Origin of the sequence: Phenylobacterium sp. LjRoot97 (assembly GCF_964254345.1) — a bacterium.
GTDB lineage: Bacteria > Pseudomonadota > Alphaproteobacteria > Caulobacterales > Caulobacteraceae > Phenylobacterium.
This window is the reverse complement of sequence record NZ_CAXUTH020000001.1, coordinates 2,651,351-2,670,743: the sequence shown is the minus strand read 5'-3', so window position 1 is coordinate 2,670,743 and position 19,393 is coordinate 2,651,351. Positions and strand designations below refer to the sequence as shown.

General features: G+C 68.7%; 18 protein-coding genes. 10 read left to right on the top strand and 8 right to left on the bottom strand.

Translation table 11 applies throughout. The features are described 5' to 3' along the window. Window positions 1–3 precede the first annotated feature (3 nt). On the bottom strand, window positions 4–2,700 hold the full coding sequence (ppc, locus tag ACSQ2H_RS13285) for a phosphoenolpyruvate carboxylase (RefSeq protein WP_436061863.1): 2,697 nt from the start codon (window positions 2,698–2,700) through the stop codon (window positions 4–6). An 89-nt stretch (window positions 2,701–2,789) separates the two neighbouring features. Beyond that, entirely contained in the window at window positions 2,790–3,290 is a 501-nt protein-coding gene (locus ACSQ2H_RS13280) for a GyrI-like domain-containing protein (RefSeq protein ID WP_436061862.1), read from the bottom strand. Between the two features lie 415 nt (window positions 3,291–3,705). On the opposite strand from ACSQ2H_RS13280, the gene ACSQ2H_RS13275 reads away from it, so the two are divergent. Continuing rightward, window positions 3,706–4,497 carry a THxN family PEP-CTERM protein gene (locus ACSQ2H_RS13275; protein ID WP_436061861.1) on the top strand — a complete coding sequence of 264 codons (792 nt, stop codon included), beginning with the start codon at window positions 3,706–3,708 and terminating at the stop codon, window positions 4,495–4,497. A 59-nt stretch (window positions 4,498–4,556) separates the two neighbouring features. Here the strand turns inward: ACSQ2H_RS13275 and ACSQ2H_RS13270 are convergent, their stop codons facing one another. The 3 genes from ACSQ2H_RS13270 to ACSQ2H_RS13260 all read right to left on the bottom strand — a co-directional run bounded on the left by ACSQ2H_RS13270 (window position 4,557) and on the right by ACSQ2H_RS13260 (window position 6,496). Further along, a complete protein-coding gene (locus ACSQ2H_RS13270; protein ID WP_436061860.1) occupies window positions 4,557–5,153 on the bottom strand; it encodes a TetR/AcrR family transcriptional regulator in 597 nt (198 codons plus the stop codon). Window positions 5,154–5,243: 90 nt separating this feature from the next. Then, window positions 5,244–5,465 (bottom strand): hypothetical protein, encoded by a 222-nt coding sequence (locus ACSQ2H_RS13265; RefSeq protein ID WP_436061859.1) that lies wholly within the window; start codon window positions 5,463–5,465, stop codon window positions 5,244–5,246. Then, window positions 5,396–6,496, bottom strand: a complete 1,101-nt coding sequence (locus ACSQ2H_RS13260; protein WP_436061858.1) for an NAD(P)/FAD-dependent oxidoreductase — start codon at window positions 6,494–6,496, stop codon at window positions 5,396–5,398. Before ACSQ2H_RS13260 ends, ACSQ2H_RS13265 begins: the two co-directional genes overlap by 70 nt. A gap of 161 nt (window positions 6,497–6,657) precedes the next feature. On the opposite strand from ACSQ2H_RS13260, the gene ACSQ2H_RS13255 reads away from it, so the two are divergent. From ACSQ2H_RS13255 to coaD, 3 genes are all read left to right on the top strand, one after another. Then, window positions 6,658–8,142, top strand: a complete 1,485-nt coding sequence (locus ACSQ2H_RS13255; protein WP_436061857.1) for a flavin-containing monooxygenase — start codon at window positions 6,658–6,660, stop codon at window positions 8,140–8,142. Window positions 8,143–8,253: 111 nt separating this feature from the next. Further along, window positions 8,254–9,720: an alpha-L-fucosidase gene (locus ACSQ2H_RS13250; protein WP_436061856.1), complete on the top strand. Its 1,467-nt coding sequence runs from the start codon at window positions 8,254–8,256 to the stop codon at window positions 9,718–9,720. A gap of 31 nt (window positions 9,721–9,751) precedes the next feature. Then, window positions 9,752–10,282, top strand: a complete 531-nt coding sequence (gene coaD, locus ACSQ2H_RS13245; protein WP_436061855.1) for a pantetheine-phosphate adenylyltransferase — start codon at window positions 9,752–9,754, stop codon at window positions 10,280–10,282. A 131-nt stretch (window positions 10,283–10,413) separates the two neighbouring features. Here coaD and ACSQ2H_RS13240 read toward each other — a convergent pair whose 3' ends face one another. After that, window positions 10,414–10,896 (bottom strand): HtaA domain-containing protein, encoded by a 483-nt coding sequence (locus tag ACSQ2H_RS13240; RefSeq protein WP_436061854.1) that lies wholly within the window; start codon window positions 10,894–10,896, stop codon window positions 10,414–10,416. Window positions 10,897–11,036: 140 nt separating this feature from the next. Here ACSQ2H_RS13240 and ACSQ2H_RS13235 point away from each other — a divergent pair, with 140 nt between their 5' ends. The 4 genes from ACSQ2H_RS13235 to ACSQ2H_RS13220 all read left to right on the top strand — a co-directional run bounded on the left by ACSQ2H_RS13235 (window position 11,037) and on the right by ACSQ2H_RS13220 (window position 15,550). Further along, window positions 11,037–12,038, top strand: coding sequence for a helix-turn-helix transcriptional regulator (locus ACSQ2H_RS13235; protein ID WP_436061853.1), 1,002 nt, complete (start codon window positions 11,037–11,039; stop codon window positions 12,036–12,038). A 177-nt stretch (window positions 12,039–12,215) separates the two neighbouring features. Then, on the top strand, window positions 12,216–14,432 hold the full coding sequence (locus ACSQ2H_RS13230; protein ID WP_436061852.1) for a TonB-dependent receptor: 2,217 nt from the start codon (window positions 12,216–12,218) through the stop codon (window positions 14,430–14,432). Window positions 14,433–14,490: 58 nt separating this feature from the next. Beyond that, on the top strand, window positions 14,491–15,108 hold the full coding sequence (locus tag ACSQ2H_RS13225; protein ID WP_436061851.1) for a peptidylprolyl isomerase: 618 nt from the start codon (window positions 14,491–14,493) through the stop codon (window positions 15,106–15,108). 10 nt (window positions 15,109–15,118) lie between these two features. Further along, on the top strand, window positions 15,119–15,550 hold the full coding sequence (locus ACSQ2H_RS13220; RefSeq protein WP_436061850.1) for a YybH family protein: 432 nt from the start codon (window positions 15,119–15,121) through the stop codon (window positions 15,548–15,550). Here ACSQ2H_RS13220 and ACSQ2H_RS13215 read toward each other — a convergent pair. Both ACSQ2H_RS13215 and ACSQ2H_RS13210 read right to left on the bottom strand, forming a co-directional pair. After that, window positions 15,538–16,227 (bottom strand): DsbA family protein, encoded by a 690-nt coding sequence (locus ACSQ2H_RS13215; protein ID WP_436061849.1) that lies wholly within the window; start codon window positions 16,225–16,227, stop codon window positions 15,538–15,540. The two genes, ACSQ2H_RS13220 and ACSQ2H_RS13215, sit on opposite strands and share 13 nt — an antisense overlap. Before the next feature lie 287 nt (window positions 16,228–16,514). Continuing rightward, the gene (locus ACSQ2H_RS13210; RefSeq protein WP_436061848.1) at window positions 16,515–17,396 is read right to left on the bottom strand and encodes a LysR substrate-binding domain-containing protein; all 882 of its coding nucleotides are present in this window, start codon (window positions 17,394–17,396) and stop codon (window positions 16,515–16,517) included. A 116-nt stretch (window positions 17,397–17,512) separates the two neighbouring features. Between ACSQ2H_RS13210 and ACSQ2H_RS13205 the strand changes: the two genes are divergently transcribed. Continuing rightward, window positions 17,513–18,271 carry a class I SAM-dependent methyltransferase gene (locus ACSQ2H_RS13205; RefSeq protein WP_436061847.1) on the top strand — a complete coding sequence of 253 codons (759 nt, stop codon included), beginning with the start codon at window positions 17,513–17,515 and terminating at the stop codon, window positions 18,269–18,271. Between the two features lie 70 nt (window positions 18,272–18,341). Further along, a complete protein-coding gene (locus ACSQ2H_RS13200; RefSeq protein WP_436061846.1) occupies window positions 18,342–19,391 on the top strand; it encodes an aldo/keto reductase in 1,050 nt (349 codons plus the stop codon). Window positions 19,392–19,393 lie beyond the last annotated feature (2 nt).

Sequence of the window (19,393 nt, the reverse complement as noted above, 5' to 3'; positions counted from 1 at the left end):
GTGCTATCCGCTGTTGCGCAGTCCGGCGGCGACCCCGTTGATGGTCAGGTGGATGCCCTCGCGCACGGCCTCTTCGCAGTCGCCGGCGCGGCGGCGGCGGATCAGCTCGATCTGCAGGTGGTTTAGGGGATCGATGTAGGGCAGGCGGGTGCGCAGCGCCTCGGCCAGGTCCGGATGGCGGTCCAGCAGCGCGCTCTGGCCGCTGATGGTCAGCAGCGCCTCCACCGTCTTGTTCCACTCGGTCTCGATGCGCCCGAAGATCGTCTGCGCCAGGACCTTGTCCTCGACCAGCCCCGCATAGCGCCGGGCGATCAGCATGTCGCTCTTGGCCAGCACCATCTCCATGTTGGCCAGCGTGGTGGCGAAGAACGGCCAGGCCTCGTGCAGCTCGTTGAGCTCGGCCAGCGAGACGCCCGAGGCCTCGATCGCCGAGCCGAAGCCGTACCAGCCCGGCAGCATGGTCCGCGACTGCGACCACGAGAACACCCACGGGATCGCACGCAGCCCCTCGATGCTGCGGGTCGGCTGGCGCGAGGCCGGACGGCTGCCGATGTTGAGGTCGACGATCTCGGTCAGCGGGGTGGCGGCGTAGAAATAGTCCACGAAGCCCGGGGTTTCGTAGACCAGGCTGCGATAGGCCTCCATCGAGGCCTGGGACAGCTTGTCCAAAGCCGGCGCGTACTTCTCGCCCTGCCGCTCGGCCGAGGCCTTGCGCAGCGACGCCAGCACCACCCCGGCGGTGATGGTCTCCAGACTCTGGTCGGCCAATTGCGGGTCGGCGTACTTGTTGGCGACGACCTCGCCCTGTTCGGTGATGCGGATACGGCCGCGCACCGTGCCTTCCGGCTGGGCCAGCAGCGCCTCGTAGCTCGACCCGCCGCCGCGCCCGACCGTGCCGCCGCGGCCGTGGAACAGCTGCAGCCGCAGCCCCATCGCCTCGGTGGTGGCCAGCAGCGCCCGCGAGGCCTGGTGCAGTTCCCAGGTCGAGGTCAGGTAGCTGCCGTCCTTGTTGGAGTCCGAATAGCCGATCATCACTTCCTGCAGCCGCCCCTCGGCCAGCAGCGACTTGATCAGCGGCAGCGACAGGTACTCGCGCATCGTCTCCGGCGCGGCGCGCAGGTCGCCAATGGTCTCGAAGAGCGGCTCGGCGAACACCTCGGTGCGCGGGCTTTCGCCCGGATGGAACAGGCCCACTTCCTTCAGCAGGATGTAGACCTCCAGCAGGTCCGAGACCGACGTGGTGTTGGAGACGATGTAGGCGACGATCGCCTGGCGGCCGTACTGCTGGCGCGAACGCGCCGCCTGGGCCAGCACCGCGTACTCGCGGTTGGTCTCCTCGCTGTACTCGGCATAGGGCGAGTACAGCAGCCGGCCGTGAGCGAGCTCCGACAACAGCAGGTCGCGGCGGGCCTGCTCGTCGAGGGCCTGATAGTCGGGGCAGACCCCGGCCACCGCCATCAGTTCGGCGATCGTGCGAGCGTGGACCGCCGAGTTCTGGCGCAGGTCCAGCGTCGCCAGGTGGAAGCCGAAGCAGTCCACCGCGCGGATCAGCTCGGGCAGCGGGCCGATGATGAAGGTGTCGCCGTGGTTCGCGACAAGGCTGTCGAGGATGGTCTGCAGGTCGGCCTTCAGCGCCTGGGCGGTGGCGTAGGGCTGCGCGGCCAGCGGCGAGGGGCGGGGCGGGGCCTCGCCGGTCAGGATCGGATAGGTCGCGGCCAGCCGCGCATAGACCCCGCGCAGGGCGCGCCGATAGGGCTCGTCTCCCCGCTGGGGCGAGGTGTCGCCCGAGGCGTCCGCCAGCGCCTTTAGCGCCGGAGTCACCTCGGCCAGGGTGCTGGACAGCGAGAGTTCGGCCCCCAGGGCGTGGATCCGTTCGAGATAGTTCAGCAGCGCCGCCTGCGACTGGCGCGCGAACGCCTGGCGCTGGACCGCGTCGGTGACGAACGGGTTGCCGTCGCGGTCGCCGCCGACCCACGATCCGATGCGCAGGAAGCTGGGCAGCTGAGCCTCGAGCTGGCGCGTCCAGCGGGCGTAGAGCTTCGGCAGCTCGGCCAGGAAGCTGCGCTCGAAATACGAGACCGCGGTCTCGATCTCATCGATTACACCCAGCCGAACGCCGCGCAGCAGCCGGGTGCGCCAGAAGATCGCCACTTCGCGCAGCAGTTCGATCTCTCTCTCGTGGCGGGCGCTCTCGCCGCTGGCGTGCTCCAGGGCGCTCAGCGCCTCGGTGATGGCGCCTGTGCGGTCCAGCACGCTCTTGCGCCGAACCTCGGTCGGGTGGGCGGTGATCACCGGCGCGATGAACGCGGTCTGCAGCATCTTGGCGACCTGCGCCGTCGAGACGCCTTCCTCCGCCAGCGCCGCGAGGCTGCCGGCCAGGGTGTCGACGCGCGGGTCGCCGGCCTTGCGACGCTGGACATAGTCCTCGGCGATGTTGGTGATCTGCAGGAAGCACGCGAACGAGTGGGCGAAGCGCACCGTCTCGCGCAGGTCCAGGCTGCGCAGCCGCTCTTCCAGCAGCGCCGCGTTGGCCGCGCCGCCTTCGCGGTGGAAGGCGACGGACGTTTTGCGAATGTCTTCGATGCGGTCGAACAGCACCTGGCCGTCCTGGGATTTGATCACATCCCCCAGCACGCGGCCCAAAACCCGAACCCTGGCCCTCAGCTCCGAGGGCGGCGACTTGGCAGCTCTATCCGGCACGCGCGCACTTTCAGAATGTCGTTACGTCAGTTCAACGCACCGCGTTCTCTACAGGTGATCGCGCGCGTCGTCGCGGGAGAGTTTGGCGCTCAGGCGCGGACCGGAAACCAGATCTCGATCGCCGGTTCGCCGGTGTTGCGCGCGTCGTCGCCATAGACCTCGATGAAGTCGGGGGTCAGGCTGTCGCCGGCCGAGCGCAGGCCCAGGTTGGGCAGCCAGCCGTACCAGGCGGTCCAGATGGTGCTGCGCAGCCGAGTGACCGGGCCGCGGTGGGCGAACACGGCGTAGCGCCGCGTCGGCACGCGCAGTTGCTCGAACGCAGCGGGACGGCCGGCCGCCTCGTCGGTCGCCACCGCGGCGATCATCTCGAACCCCTCGCGCTGGGCGAACAGGTCGTAATAGAGCCCGTACCCCGCGCCGTCCTTGCGGCCCGCGACCTTGCCGAAGCGTTCGGAGGCGGCGCACCACTGCTCGTCCAGCGCGCGCCAGACGCCTTCCTTGCGGGCGTGGCGGCGGCGCAGGCCCGCAAAGGTCCAAGGTCGCTCCTCGAACCGCGGCGCCTCCATGGCGGCCGGCTGTAGTCTCTCCATGGTCCCTCTCGTCGGTCGTGCGCGGCCAGCACCGCGGCTGCGCCGCGTCGCTCGCCTGCGTCCAGATCGTGTGAAGGCCGCGCGAAGTCTCGCCCGAGGCGTCGGCCGCGGCCGTTTCTTCACGGTCTAGCTGTGCGATGTCGCCGGCGTCTTTCGGACCATGACCACGCCGAAACGCTGATGGCGGGAACGCGCGCCGTGTCAGATCTCGACGCTGTATAGGCCGGATCGGACGGTACTCAAGGATAGTCCATATGAACTAGTTCGGTGCGATATCGAACGATTTGAACTCAATAAAAACAACTGTCAGGGGGAGTGTTCAAAGCAATTTTAAAATATTAAGCAACATTGTTGTGCGTGGCGAAATTGTGGCGCAGATCGACTGCCATCTAGAACAACAACAAGGTGGTTTTGCGTGGATAAGCTCAAATTTCAGGTCAAGGCTCCGGCCGTGATTTCGGCGCTGGTTCTCGCGGCCGCGATCGCGACTCCGGCCGCCGCGGCGGTGCAGGTCGAGTTCAAGAACGTCGCGGGCGCGTGGTTCGACCCGGCCGGCGGCACCAACGTCAACATCGCGGCCAATGGCGGCGACGGCACGATCCGTTGGGGCACGTCGACCGGCTACGGCCAGAGCGGCTACAACTTCGTCGGCACCGATTTTTCGGCCAGCCTCGACCAGGCCATCGACTCGTCGGGCTCGGTGAACATCGGCGAGTTCCAGCACGTGAACTTCCCGATCAACAGCGGCGGCGCGATCAGCGGCGTGGGCCTGCGCTTCACCACCGACGTCTGGGCCGACGGCTCGTTCCTCGGCACGAAGACCTTCGAGTACAACTTCTCGCACAACGAGACGACGAACCAGTCGAACCCGTGCGCCAACGGCCAGGCGAACTACACCGGGATCAACATCAATGGCTGCGCCGACCGCGTGACCATGAACTTCAACTCGAACTCGCAGGTCTTCCAGATCGGCGGCAAGCAGTACACGCTGAACCTCGACGGCTTCCTGGTCGACGGCTCGCCCAGCGGCGGCTTCTGGACCAAGGAACAGGCGGTCAACAGCGCCTTCATCCGCGGCAAGATCGACCTCTACAGCGTCGCCAGCGGCGTGCCGGAACCGGCCACCTGGGCGATGATGATCATCGGCTTCGGCGGCGTGGGGACCATGGTCCGCTCGGCCCGTCGCCGTCAGATGCTGGCGGCCTGACCCCAGCTCTGATGCGACTGCGAAAGGCCCGCTCGCACGAGCGGGCCTTTTTCGTTGGATCAGCGGTCGACGTATTCGCGGATCAGCGCCCGCGCCGCGCGCGGCAGCATCCGGTCGGGCCCTTCGCCGCCCAGGGTGATGCGGGCCATGTGCGAGCCCTCGAGCAGCAGCAGCAGCCCGTCGCCCAGCTCGTCGTCTGGCGCGCCGGCCGCGCGAGCCAGCTCGATCAGCCGCCGGCGCGTCTCCATCTTGTGGGCCTTGGCGACCAGGAAGGCCGGGTGGTTAGGTTCATGCAGCTCGACCGCGGCGTTGCACAGGGCGCAGCCGTGCGCCTCCGAGCTTTCCGAACGCTCGGCGAAGGCGTCGAACAGGCCTTCCAGTTGGGCGCGGGGGGTGTCGAAGCGGCCGACGATCTCGTCCCACCAGGCCCAGCCCTCCCGCGACTGCTCGCGCAGCACCTCGGCGATCAGCTCGTCCTTGGACGGGAAGTTGCGATAGAGGCTCATCTTGGTCGCGCCGGCCTCGGCGGCGATGCTTTCGACCCCGACAGCGCGGATGCCCTTGCGATAGAACATGTCGCGCGCCGCCTCGAAGATGCGGTCGCGCGCCGAGCGCGGCGCGCCGTCCGCCGTCGTCTTGGATGGTCTCGCCGACATGTCCCGCCTTTCAGTGAGCGACCGGTCTGTATCGAGTTACATCACCGTGCGTCATCCACAGGGTCAAGCGGGTAGGGCGGAAGCTTCGCCCTATCGGCTGCGATGCTGAACAATGAGGCGGATGTTGCGCTGGCGGGTCAGCCAGCTCCACAGCCAGTCGAACGCCACGGCGATGCGGTTGCGCAGCCCGATCAGGAAGTAGACGTGGGCGACGCCCCAGAACACCCAGCCGACGAAGCCGGTCAGCTTGACCTGGCCGATCTGCACCGCCGCGGCGTGCCGTCCGATCGTCGCCAGGTCGCCGGCGTGCATGTAGCGGAACGGCGCTTCGCCCGGTCGGCCGGCCAGCCGCTCGGCGATCTGCCGCGCCGCGTGCTTGCCGGCCTGCTTGGCGGCCGGCGCGATGCCGGGCACGGGCTTGCCGTCGCTGGCCATCGCCGCGGCGTCGCCGACCACGAACACCTCGGGATGGCCGGCAGCGACAGGTCGGCGCCCACCTTCACGCGTCCGGCGCGGTCGTGCTCGCCCGCCAGCTCCGCGGCCAGCGGCGAAGCGGCCACGCCCGCAGCCCAGACGATGGTGCGGGCCTCGACCCGGCTCTCGCCCAGCACCACGCCGCCGGCGTCGACGTCGGTGACCATCGCCCCGGTGCGCACCTCGACGCCCAGTCCTTCCAGCGCCCGCTCGGCATAGGCCGACAGATCGGGCGACAGCGCCGGCAGCACCCGCGGTCCGCCCTCGACCAGCAGCACCCGCGCCTGGCCCGGATCGATCTGGCGGAAGTCGCGGCTCAGCGCGTCGCGCGCCAGCTCGGCCACGGCGCCGGCCATCTCCACCCCCGTCGCCCCGCCGCCGACCACCACGAAGGTCAGCAGCGCCGCGCGCTGCTCGGGCGGGGCGGTCTCGGCCTCCTCGAAGGCCGACAGCACCCGGCGGCGCAGTTCGGTGGCGTCCTCCAGGCTCTTGAGGCCCGGCGCGTTCGTCTCCCACTGCGGCTTGCCGAAGTAGGAGTGCGCCGCCCCGGTCGCCACGATCAGGTAGTCGTAGGGGTAGTCGCCGGCCTGCGTCGCCACCGTGCGGGCGTCCAGGTCGACACCGGTGGCCCGCGTCATCACCACCCGCACATTGGCCTGACGGGTCAGCACGTGGCGCAGCGGCCAGGCGATCTCCGACGGCGACAGCGCCGCCGTCGCCACCTGGTAGAGCAGGGGCTGGAACAGGTGATAGTTGCGCTGGTCGATGAGGGTGATCTGGCAGTCGGCTTTGGCGAGCGCCCGGGCCGCCTCCAGTCCGCCAAAGCCGCCGCCCACGATCACGACGCGGGGTTTCTCGGCCTGGGGCATGGGCATCTCCGGTTGCGTTCCTGGCCATCTAGAGGCCGCGCGGCCAGTTCCTGCAAGGCGTCGAACCACATTTGGCGAACGCTGTCCGAGAGCGCATGATGTCGAACAATTGTTTGAGGAATCCCGGCCGGGGGGCCGGGACGATTTCATAGGTGACATTGGTGGGCAGCGAACATTTCGACGTGCTGATCGTCGGGGCTGGGCTCTCGGGCATCGGGGCGGGCTATCACCTGCAGGCCAACTGCCCGGGGAAGACCTATGCGATCCTCGAGGGGCGCGAGGCGATCGGCGGCACCTGGGACCTGTTCCGCTATCCCGGCATCCGTTCCGACAGCGACATGTACACCCTCGGTTACGCCTTCAAGCCGTGGCGCGAGGCCAAGGCCATCGCCGACGGTCCCTCGATCCTCAAATACGTTCGCGACACCGCCGTCGAGAACCGCATCGACCGCCACATCCGCTACGGCCACCATGTCAGCTGCGCGTCCTGGTCCTCGGCCGACGCCCGCTGGACGGTCGAGGCGCAGGTCGGTCCGAACAAGGAAGTGGTCCGCCTGACCTGCAACTTCCTTTTCATGTGCACGGGCTACTACGACTACGCCGAGGGCTACACCCCGCAGTTCGAGGGCGCTGACCAGTTCCAGGGCCAGATCGTCCATCCGCAGAAGTGGCCGGAGGATCTCGACTATTCCGGCAAGAAGGTCGTGGTGATCGGCAGCGGAGCGACCGCCGTGACCCTGGTCCCCGAGATGGCCAAGACCGCCGCGCACGTGACCATGCTCCAGCGCTCGCCGACCTATGTGGTCTCGCGCCCGGCCGAGGACGCCGCCGCCAACTGGCTGCGCGCCAAGCTGCCGGCCAAGCTCGCCTACGGCATCACCCGCTGGCGCAACGTCCTGTTCGGCATGCTGTTCTTCAACCTGGCCCGCAAGAAGCCCGAGAAGACCAAGGCCCAGATCATCGACATGGTGCGCCAGCACCTGGGCCCGGACTACGACGTCGCGACCCACTTCACGCCGCGCTACAACCCCTGGGACCAGCGCCTCTGCCTGGTGCCGGACGCCGACCTGTTCGACGCCATCAAGGACGGCTCGGCCTCGGTGGTCACCGACCAGATCGAGACCTTCACCAAGACCGGGCTCAAGCTGAAGTCGGGCCAGGAACTGGACGCCGACGTCGTCGTCACCGCCACCGGCCTGAAGCTCCAGCTGCTCAGCGGCCTGCAGGTCACCGTCGACGGCGAGCGCGTCGATATGGCCAAAACGATGAGCTACAAGGGCATGATGTACAGCGGCGTGCCGAACCTGGCCTCGGCCTTCGGCTACACCAACGCCTCCTGGACGCTGAAGTGCGACCTGACGTGCGAGTACGTCTGCCGCCTGCTGAACCACATGGAGCGCACCGGCCAGCCGATCTGCACGCCCAAGCCCGACCCGACGGTGGGCGAGGCGCCGTGGCTCGACTTCTCCTCCGGCTACGTCCAGCGCGGCATCGACCAGTTCCCCAAGCAAGGCACGAAGAAGCCCTGGAAGCTGCACCAGAACTACGCGCTGGATCTCGTGGCCTTGCGCTTCGGCTCGGTCGACGACGGCGTCATGCAGTTCTCCAAGCCGCCGGCCCGCGCCAGCCAGGACTTGGCCGCCTAAGCCTGGCTGCCTGATCGAACATCGATATGCGGCGGCTTGCCAAGCCGCCGCCCGCCCGTTCTGATAGTCCCCGCCGGCCGCGACGCCGGCCGGGGCGCAGGGGAGGCGGCCATGGGGGCGTTTGCAGGGCGTGCGTTGCCGGGCTGGTACGACGACGCCAAGTTCGGCGTCTTCATCCACTGGGGCCTGTTCTCGATCCCGGCCTTCGCGCCCAAGGTCGGCAAGATCTCCGACATCTTCCAGACCGACTACCGCCGCGCGGTGGCGCTCTCGCCCTATACCGAGTGGTACGAGAACGCGATCAAGTCGCCGGACACGCCCTCGGCCGCGTTCCATCGGGACACCTATGGCGGCGCGCCCTACCGCGACTTCCGCGAGCCGTTCCTGGCCGGCCTGCGCCAGTGGGATCCCGACGCCTGGGCCGAGGCGATCGCCGGCTCGGGCGCGCGCTATGTGGTGCTGGTCACCAAGCACCACGACGGCTTCTGCCTGTGGCCCTCGCGCGTGGCCCATCCCCACGCCCAGGGCTGGCGCACGGAACGCGACGTGGTCGGCGAACTGGCCGCCGCGGTCCGCCGCGCCGGGATGCGGTTCGGCGTCTACTATTCCGGCGGCATCGACTGGAGCTTCAATCCCGAGCCGCTGCGCACCCTGATGGACTTCGTCGGCTCGGTGCCCGGCGGGCTCTATCCGGCCTACGCCACGGCCCAGACCCGCGAGCTCGTCGACCGCTACGAGCCCAGCGTGCTCTGGAACGACATCTCCTGGCCGACTGACCAGGGCGAACTCGACGACCTCTTTTCCGCCTACTACGCGGCCGTGCCCGACGGCGTGGTCAACGACCGCTGGAAGACCCCGACCTTCACCGCCCGCCTGCTGCGCCACAAGCTGCCCCGCCTGGTGCTCGACCGGATGATCGAGGCCAAGGCCGCCAAGTCCGGGGGCGGGGCCGACGGGGTGGTGCCGCCGCCCGTGCCGCACAGCGACTTCCGCACCCCCGAATATGTCCGCTTCGCCGACATCCAGGCCCGCAAGTGGGAGGCGACCCGCGGCATGAGCCACTCGTTCGGCTTCAACCGCAACGACACCGAGGCCGACTACGAGAGCCCCGAGCACCTGCTGCTGGAGCTCGTCGACAGCGTCTCCAAGGGCGGCAACCTGCTGCTCAACGTCGGTCCGCGCGGCGACGACGCCCAGATCCCGGCGCCGCAGCTCGACCGGCTCAAGGCGATGGGCGCCTGGCTGCGCGACAACGGAGAAGCGGTCTACGGGACCCGGCCGTGGTCCATCGCCGAAGCGCAGACCGACGCGGGCGCCCCGGTTCGCTTCACCGCGCGCGGTGAGCGCCTGAACGTCATCCCGCTGACCGCGGTCGGCGGCGGCGAGCTGGTCGTCCGCGGCGTGGCGCTCAGCGGCCTGGGCGTGCGGCTCTCGGACGGCTGCCCGGTCGAGCTGCGGGCCGAGGGCGAGGCGACCCGGATGATCTTCGCCCGCCCCCAGACCGGCGCCTTCGCCCCGGCTGTAGCGATCGACGGCGGAGCGCTCGCAAGCCCCAGCGTGGGGCGTTCGAACCCTTGACGGCCAAGTCTGGCGCAGGACCAATGGGCATATGAAGCCTGTCCGTACCCGGGCCATTTACGCCGGCTCGTTCGACCCGATCACCCTCGGTCACCTGGATATCATCCAGAAGGCGCTGCTCACCTTCGACGTCGTGCACGTGGCGGTGGGCATCAATCCGCTGAAGAGCGGCCTGTTCGATACCGAGGAACGCCTCGACCTGATCCGCCAGTCGGTGATGGACCTTGAGTTGGGCGGCCCGCGGGAACTGCCGCCTCAGGTGGAGGTCGGAGCGTTCCAGGGCGAGAGCGTCATCAAGTACGCGCACCGCGTCGGCGCCACCCACATCGTCCGCGGCCTGCGCCAGTCGTCCGACTTCGACGACGAATTCCGCTATCACGGCATCCTCGGCCGGCTCGAACCCAACATGCCGATGATCCACATCATCTGCCGCGAGACCTTCCTGCACGTCAGCTCCAGCACCGCGCGCGAGCTGGCCAGCCTCGGCGAGGACGTCGACTGGCTGGTCACCCCCAGCGTCGAGCGCGCCCTGCGGGCCAAGTTCGGCGAACGCGCGGGCTAGAGGCAGTCAAAAATCCGGTCATCCCGGCGAAGGCCGGGACCCAAGTCGTAGGGCTGCGCCTTGGCGCGTAAGGCACGATCTGCCGCGGATCAATCTGGGGCCCGGCCTTCGCCGGGATGACCGGAGAGGTCCTAACCCAGCCGCAGCCGCACCGGGTCCAGCTCCGTGCGCGGCGCATAGTGGTCGCCGAGCAGCCGGCTGCCCTCGATCGACAGCCCGACGGGAATGACGATCTCGCCTGACGCCTCGGTGACGGCGGCCGCCAGGTCCAGCCGCGCGACCTCGACCCGATAGTCGCGCTTGGGGGTGTCGGCGGCGGTCAGGGCCGCGCCCTTGTCGTCCACCTCGATGGCCGGGTCGGCCAGGAACACCGACAGCATGCCGCCGTGGGCCTGGAACTTCACCTCGCCGAGGAACCCGCCGCGGCCTTGCAGCCGCCCGTCGGCGTCCAGGCTGAGCCCGCCGTCCGCCGCGGCGAACACGAAGGCGCCGTCCTCAGTGGTCTGCGCGCCGCCGCCGACCTCGGTGGTGCCGCCGGTCATGGCGACATAGTTGCGAAAGCTCTGCTTGACGCCCCACTGGAGCGACGCCGCCGGCTTGTTCTGGTCGCTCATCGTCGACTCCCTCCCCATACCGAGCCCGGAAAGTAACATCTCTCACCAAACCCGCAGCCGCTGCTTGCCGCCGTCGTGACAATTCCTTTGCGGTGCGACAGTTTGCCGGCCGCCGGCCACAGGGCCGGCGCGGGGTGGGTATGGTCGACCTTCTGTCGTCGCGCGCCGAGGTTCGCGACATCTATGACGGGTTCAACGGACGCGTGGCCGACGGGCCGCGTTCGCCGCGTCATGGGCCGGCCGCTTCGGCCCGGCTGCCGGTCGAGCATGGCGCCGGCCACTGGGACGTCGTTCGGCTCTACGACTACCTGCTCGTTTGCGTCGCCGACAGCAGCTACGACGACCACTACACCTTGCCGATCCGCGCGCCGGAAGACCTCGTCTCGCTGCGCTTCGTGCTGGCCGGCGGCATCGGCGTGCACGACGACGGCCCCAACGCGGTGCGGATCGAGAAGGGCTACGCCTCGGTCCTGACCCTGCCGGCCGGGCGCGACTACGACCTGCATATTCACGGCCGCGAGCGGCTGGCCTCGCTGACCCTGCATTTCCACGCCGGCAACCTGGCCCGGATCATGGGGCTGGAGCCGGACGAACTGCCCAGGCTGCTGCGCGATCTCGACCGCAGGGGGCAGGGCTTCAACCATCTCGGCATGCGGCTGACCCCGGCCATGCACAGCGCGGTCGGCGACATTGTCGGCGCCTCGTTCAAGGGCGCCCTGCGTCAGCGCTATCTCGAGGCCAAGGTCATGGAGATGCTCTGCCTGCTGGTCGACACGGTCGAGAGTGGCGAGCAGGGCCCTCGCGCCGCTTCGCCGGTCCGCCGCAGCGAGCGCGACAGCCTCTACCAGGCGCGCGAGATCCTGATGGCCGAGTTCGCCGATCCGCCGACCATCGAGGCCCTGGCCCGCCGGGTCGGCATGAACCGGACCAAGCTGCAGGGCGGCTTCAAGGAAACGTTCGGGACCACGGTGTTCGACTTCTGCCAGGGCCGGCGCATGGAGCGGGCCAAGGATCTGCTGCGCGACGGCGGCATGACCATCGCCGAGATCGCCGAATCGGTGGGCTACGAGCACCCGACCAACTTCACCGCCGCGTTCCGCCGCCGGTTCAACGCCGCGCCCAAGGACTTCCGCCGAAGGTAGCGCGGGGCGGGGGTGTCACCTGCGGTTGCTGCACTGCAGCGACTGACTGCATCGCGCATCAGAATGGCTGCTTGGCGCATCATTCGCAGAAGCGTCACACGCCTATGGTCCCGCCTCGAAAATTGCGCGCGCCGGCTGGAGCGGCGTCGCGCGCCTGTCATTCGGGAGGGGATTCCTATGACCATGAGCACCAAGTCGCGCCTGCTGGCCGCCTCGGTTCTGATCTCGGCGACGGCGCTCACCGCCGCGCCGTCCTATGCGCAGTCGGCTCGCGACAGCGCCGTCGTCGACGAACTCGTCGTCACCGCCCGTAAGCGGACCGAAAGCGTCCTCGACGTGCCGATGAGCATCAACGTCGTCGGCGAGCAGGCCATGCAGAACATGGGCGCCGAAAGCTACACCGCCCTGCTGGGCTCGGTGCCCAGCCTGACCGCCTACCAGAACGGCCCGGGCCGCACGCGCCTGTCGATCCGCGGCGTCACCAACGGCGGCGGCAACGACAACGACACCCAGAACCAGGAAACCGTCGGCATCTACATCGACGAAATCCCGATCTCGATGGGCGCGCTGAACCCGGAACTGGCGCTGTTCGACCTCGAGCGCGTCGAAATCCTGCGCGGACCGCAAGGCACCCTCTACGGCGCCGGTTCGATGACCGGCACCGTGCGGATGATCACCCATCGTCCGCAGTTCAACGTCCTCAACGGCAAGGTCGAGTACGGCGTGTCGAGCGTCAACGAGGGCGGCGACGGCTTCTCGCTGAAGGGCCTGCTCAACGTGCCGGTGGTCAACGACCGCATCGCGATCCGCGCCTCGGGCTACTACACCAAGACCCCGGGCTACATCGACAACGTCACGACCGGCGAAAAGGACGTCAATGACGGTCTGGCCCGCGGCGGCCGCGTCGAGGCGCGCTTCCAGGTCACCGACGACTTCACCGCCGACCTCTCGTACTTCAAGCATCACTACAAGGACGGCGGCCGTCCCGAGGATCTCGAGCGCGTGCCGGGCCTCGGCCGCGACTACACCTCGAGCGACGGCTACGACGACAAGCTCGACATCTACAACCTGACCCTCAACTACGACCTGGGTTTTGCGAACCTGGTCTCCTCGACCTCGTATTTCGACCGCACGACGGTCAACAAGCGCTCGCTCGACGGCCTGCTGGGCACGATGCCGGGCGTGAAGCCGAGCCCGCTGGTCGACACCACGGATTCGACCTACTTCGCCCAGGAAATCCGTCTCGCCTCGCAGGGCGATGGTCCGTTCAGCTGGGTGGTCGGCGCCTTTACCGACAAGAAGGACATCTTCTATCTGAACACCGTGCCGGTGCCGGGCTTCGACGCCGCCATGGGCATCAACTCGAACGACTTCGGCGCGCCGACCGACAACCCCTACTGGGGCTATGACGACCTCGAGGTGAAGACCTACGCCCTGTTCGGCGAGCTGACCTATGAGATCGGCAAGTGGAGCGTCACCGGCGGCCTGCGCTACTTCAACTGGGAACAGAAGTACAAGCTGTACGCCTCGGGCTTCTTCAACGGCGCCGTCCCCAGCGACCCGCCGCGCCGCACCTCCAAGGAAGACGGCTACAACCCGAAGCTCAACGTCTCCTATGACGTGAACGACGACTTCATGGTCTACGCCCAGGCCGCCCGCGGCTTCCGCTATGGCGGCATCAACACCCCGGTGCCGCAGGACGTCTGCGCCGCCGAGCTGGCCGACTTCACCCGTAGCGGCGGCGACCCGAACACCTTCGCGGCCGACAAGGTCTGGAACTACGAAGTCGGCGGCAAGGGCTCGTTCGCCGACGGCCGCGTCCGCGTCAACGGCGCCTACTTCCACCTGGTCTGGGACGACATGCAGACCCAGCGGGCGCTGGATTGCGGCTTCGGCTTCCGTGAGAACGTCGGCGGCGCGACCAGCGACGGCGTCGAGCTGGAGTTGACCGCCAACCCGATCCAGGGTCTGACCCTGACGGCCGGCGGCGCCTACATCGACTCCAAGCTGTCGACCGACGTGGTGAACCTCAAGGCGAAGAAGGGCGACAAAGCGCCGTTCGTGCCGGAGTTCACCTTCAGCGGCTCGGCCGAGTACGTGTTCCCGATCAGCGACGACATCGACGGCTTCGTCTACGCCGGCTACCAGTACATGGGCGAACGCTTCACCCAGTTCAGCCCGGCCCAGTCCTCGTATCGCAAGATGGACGCCTACAACGTCGTCAACCTGCGCGCGGGCTTGACCCACGAGGGCATCGAGTTCTCGGTCTATGCGAACAACGCGCTCGACAGCCGCGGCGTGATCCGCGCGCTGCCGGCCAGCCCGTTCGATCCCGAGGCGCGCATCCGCATCGTGCCGCGCACGATCGGGGCCAACATCCGGGTGCCGTTCTAACCATCGGAGCCGGCGGGGCGACCCGCCGGCTCTGCGACTGACAAAGGGGAGGGCCGCCGTGGCCGTGCAACTCGTTCGACGCGCCGTGCTGGGCGCGGCCCTCACCCTGGCGATGGCGGGCCATGCGCTCGCCGCGACACCGGTGGTGATGACCACCGACCTCGGCGTCGTGGAGCTCGAGCTCTATCCGGACAAGGCGCCGGTCACCGTCGCCAACTTCCTGCGCTACGTCGACGAGGGCCGCTTCGACGGGGCGACCTTCTACCGCGTCGTCCGCGCCGGGACCGATCCCAATCCCAAGGCCCCGATCCAGGTGATCCAGGGCGGCATCGACACCGACGCCCACCGCGGCCAGATGCTGCCGCCGATCGCCCACGAGACCACCGCCATGAGCGGCCTCTCGCACGCCGACGGCGTCATCTCGATGGCCCGCGACGGCCCCGGCACCGCGACGTCGGAGTTCTTCATCACGGTCGGCGACAACACCAGCCTCGACTTCGGCGGCGCCCGCAATCCCGACGGTCAGGGCTACGCGGCCTTCGGCCGGGTGACCAAGGGCATGGACGTGGTCCGCAAGATCCAGTCCCAGCCGTCCGACGCGCCGCCGCCGGTGGTGTTCGTAAAAGGACAGATTCTGGAACGTCCCGTCGAAATCCTGACGATACGCCGCAAATAGGAGCCCGATTGTGAAGTTCAGCGCACTTTCCGCCATCGCCCTGACGATAGCTCTTAGCGCCGGTCCGGCCCTCGCCGACGACCGCGCCGACGTCGCCAAGGTGCTGGCCGACGCCAGCGCCGGCTGGAGCCGCGGCGAGCTCGACACCTTCATGGCCAGCTACGAAAAAGCCCCGCAAATCAACTATGTTAGCGGTGGAAAGGTCATCCAGGGCTACGACGCGATCCGGGCCATGTACGCCCCGCGTTTCGCCGATCCGAAGGCCATGCCCAAGCTCTCGACCGAGGTCGTCGACTTCGATCCGCTGGGCGCCAACTACGCCGCCGTGGTCGGCAGGTTCAACCTCGACCTGCCGAATGGCGAGAAGGCCAGCGGCCTGTTCAGCCTGGTGTTCCACAAGACCGCCGAGGGCTGGCGAATCGTCTCCGATCACTCGGGCTGAGGCTTGGGCGGCCCGGCCTTGCGAGCCCGGGCCACCGCCGCCTCCAGGGCCGCGTCGTCCAGCCCGCCCTGGATGAGATAGGGCCCGACCAGATAGGCCGGCGTACCCTTCAGGCCGAGCGCGAAGGCCTGGTTTCCGTGCGCCGCAAGTTGACGGTCTATCTCTTTGTCGTATTGGACTAAATCCGCATCGAGGCGGGTCGGGTCGAGGCCCGCCTCGACGGCGATCCGGCGCACCTCGGCGGGGTTCAGCGGGGCGTTGTCGGCCATCAGCGCGCGGTGCATCGCGAGGTACTTGCCCTGCCGCTCGGCGGCCAGCGCCGCCCGCGCCCCGATCGTCGACTGCTCGCCCAGGATCGGCCAGTCCTTGTAGTGCACGCGGACCTTGGGATCGCGTTCGACCAGCCGCTCCAGCGCCGGATCGGTCCGCCGGCAGATCGGGCAGCGGTAGTCGGTGTAGAGCACGACCACGACGTCGGCGTCGGCCGGGCCGACCCGCGGCGTTCCCGGGTCGCCCAATACGTCGGCGACCACCGGCGTCAGGGTAAGCTGCAGCGCCGGCGGCGGCCGGTTCTGGAGGACGAAGGTGATCGCCAGCCCGATAACGACCGCGGTCGCCAGCACCCGCTTTGGATGGGCGTCGGCCCAGTCGGCGAGGGAATCGAACAGTCGCTTCATAGCTCTGGGCGTAGGGGCGGGCGTGGGGGCAGTCTAGGCCCGCCAGGCGCCCTAGACCATGCGATCGACCAGATGGTCGCTGTCCTGAGTTTCCAGCGCGCGCACGTCCTCGCGCCACAGCCGAGCGCGATAGGCCCTGCCGGTGACCCGCAGGTCGCCCAACAAGACGGCTCCGATCTCGCGCGGAGGCGGACGAACGGGCGGCGTAGGGGGCCGGCGGTCGGCGGTCATGTCCTTCCAAACGTGCCGGCGTCCCTTGTGGTTCTTGGGATGGTGAACGTCGGGGGCTAGCTCGCGCCCAACTCCGCCGCCAGCCAGTCGAGGAACGTTCGCGCCGACGGAGACAGCGGCCGGGTCCGGTGCGGGATGGCGGCGAATCCATCGGGAAAGTCCGCGAACTCGGCCACGGCGATCAGCCGGCCGGCGGTCAGGTCGGCGCCCGCCAGCCGGCGCTCGGCCATGGCCACGCCCATGCCCGCGGCCGCGGCCTGTAGGCAGAGATGGGTGTGCGGGAAGCTGACCTGGGCGGGAGCCTCGACCGTCAGGCCGGTGAGTTGGCTCCACTGGGTCCAGGCTCCGGCGGTGTGGTCGTGCGCGATGCGCCGCCCGACGTGCAGGACGCCGTTCCGCCGCTCGAGCGGATAGTCGGGCGCGGCGACTGGGCCGAAACTGGCGTCGGCCAGCCGGATCGCCCGGGCCCGGTCCTCGGCCGGGTAGGGCGCGCGGTCCCACAGGATCACCAGGTCGGCGTCGCGTTCCTCGCGCATCTCCCTGGCCGAGGTCATGGAGAGTTGCAGCCGAACATCCGGATATCGCTCGGAAAAGCCCGACAGGCGCGGGGCCAGCCAGCCCATCGCGAAGCTGGCGCTGCAGGCGATCCGCAGGGCCGGGGCGCGGGCGTCGCGCACCACCTCGGCATAGGCCTCGCCCAGATCGTCGAACGTCCGGCCCACTGCCGCCGCCAACCGCTTGCCGGCGGCGTTGGGGGCCAGGCCCGTGCCGACCTTGTCGAACAGCGGGACGCCGGCGTCCAGGCGAAGGGTCTGCAACTGCTTGCTGACCGCGCCATGGGTGCGGCCCAGCTCCTCTGCCGCGCGGCCGACCGAGCCCAGGCGGGCGACGGCCTCGAAGGCGCGGAGCGCCGAGAGCGGCGGCAGACGGGGGCGCATCACGATCGTCCTTGTTGAATTCGGCTCACGAATAGCACGACCCGAACTCGGTTTTGACGAATGCTGTAAGGAAATAGGTCTCCGCACATTCAAGCGAGTGTGAGGAGAAGTGACGGATGGCCATCGGTGGCGATGTCGATTACGAGCAGACGGGCGCAGGCTATGGCGCCCAGCGGCGGCCCGATCCCCTGCTGGCGCAGCGTATCCGCCAGGCCCTTGGCCCGGCGCGGACCGTGCTCAATGTCGGGGCAGGAGCTGGGTCCTACGAGCCGGAAGACTGCTACGTCCTGGCGGTGGAGCCGTCGGCGGTGATGCGGGCTCAACGGCCGCCGGGGGCTGGCCTGAGCATCGAGGGCTTCGCCGAAGCCTTGCCGCTCGACGACGCCAGCGTCGATGCAGCGATGGCGGTCGCCACCGTTCACCAATGGCGCGACCTGGCCAAGGGGCTGGCCGAGCTGCGGCGCGTGGCGCGCGGTCCGGTCGTGGTCGCCGCCTTCGACGGCGCGGTGCTGTCGCAATGGTGGCTCAACGACTATGCGCCCGAACTGCTGGCCGCCGAGCAGCAGCGCTACCCGGACATCGACGTGATCGCGGAGGGTCTCGGCGGCCAAGTGAGCATCGAGACCGTGCCGATCGCCGCCGACTGCGTGGACGGCATCACCGAGGCCTTCTACGCCCGGCCCGAGCGCCTGCTGGACCAGGCCGTCCGTCGCGCCCAGTCCTCCTGGGGGTTCGTCGCGCCCGAGGTCGAGCCGAGGTTCGTGGCGGCCCTCTCGGCCGATCTCGCCTCCGGCGCCTGGGATACGCGCTACGGCCATTGGCGGCGGTTGCCGACCTATGACGGCTCGCGGCGGCTGATCATCTCGCGTCCATAAGGCGGAGGCCTGTCTTGCGCCTGTCGCGAACCGATATGTAGGCTGTGGTGACAACGCCAGGAGCCGACGCATGAAGTTCAAGCAGCTTGGCCGGACGGGCCTCTACGTTTCTGAGATCTGCCTGGGGACCATGACCTTCGGCGGCAACGAGGAGGCCGGCATCTGGAAGGCCATCGGCTCGCTGCCCCAGGCCGACGTCGACGCGATCATGGGCAAGGCGCTGGACGCCGGCGTGAACTTCTTCGACACCGCCGACGTCTACTCGTTCGGGGCTTCCGAGCAGCGGCTTGGACAGTCGCTGAAGAACCTCGGCGTCAAGCGCAGCGACGTGGTGCTGGCGACCAAGGTGTTCGGCCAGATGGGGCCGGGCCCCAATGATCGCGGCGCCTCGCGTGGTCACATCATGGACTCGGTCAAGGCCAGCCTGGAGCGGCTGCAGACCGATCACATCGACCTCTATCAGATCCACGGCAACGACACGGTCACGCCCATCGACGAGACTTTGCGCGCGCTCGACGACCTGGTGAGCCAGGGACTGGTTCGCTACATCGGCGTCTCCAACTGGGCCGCCTGGAAGATCGCCAAGGCGCTGGGGCTGTCGGAAGCCAAGGGCTATGCCCGCTTCGAAACCCTGCAGGCCTACTACACCATCGCCGGCCGCGACCTTGAGCGCGAGCTGGTCCCGATGCTGACGTCCGAGCAACTGGGCCTGATGGTCTGGTCGCCGCTGGCCGGCGGGCTGCTGTCGGGCAAGTTCGGGCCAGGCTCGAACAATCCCGAGAACGCCCGGCGCACCAATTTCGACTTCCCGCCGGTGAATCTCGACCGGGCCTGGAGCTGCGTCGAGGTCATGCGCGAGGTGGGGCAGGCGCACGGCGCCTCGGTGGCCCGCGTGGCGCTGGCCTGGCTGCTGGCCAAGCCGCACGTGATGAGCGTGATCATCGGCGCCAAGACGGTCGAGCAGCTCGACGACAACCTCGCCGCCGTCGGCCTCGAACTGACGGCCGAAGAGATCCAGCGCCTCGACGAGGTCAGCGAGTTGCCGGCCGAGTATCCAGGCTGGATGTTCGCCCGCCAGGGCGGCGCGCGCGTCCCCGCGCCGTTCACGCCGAAGGCCTGAGC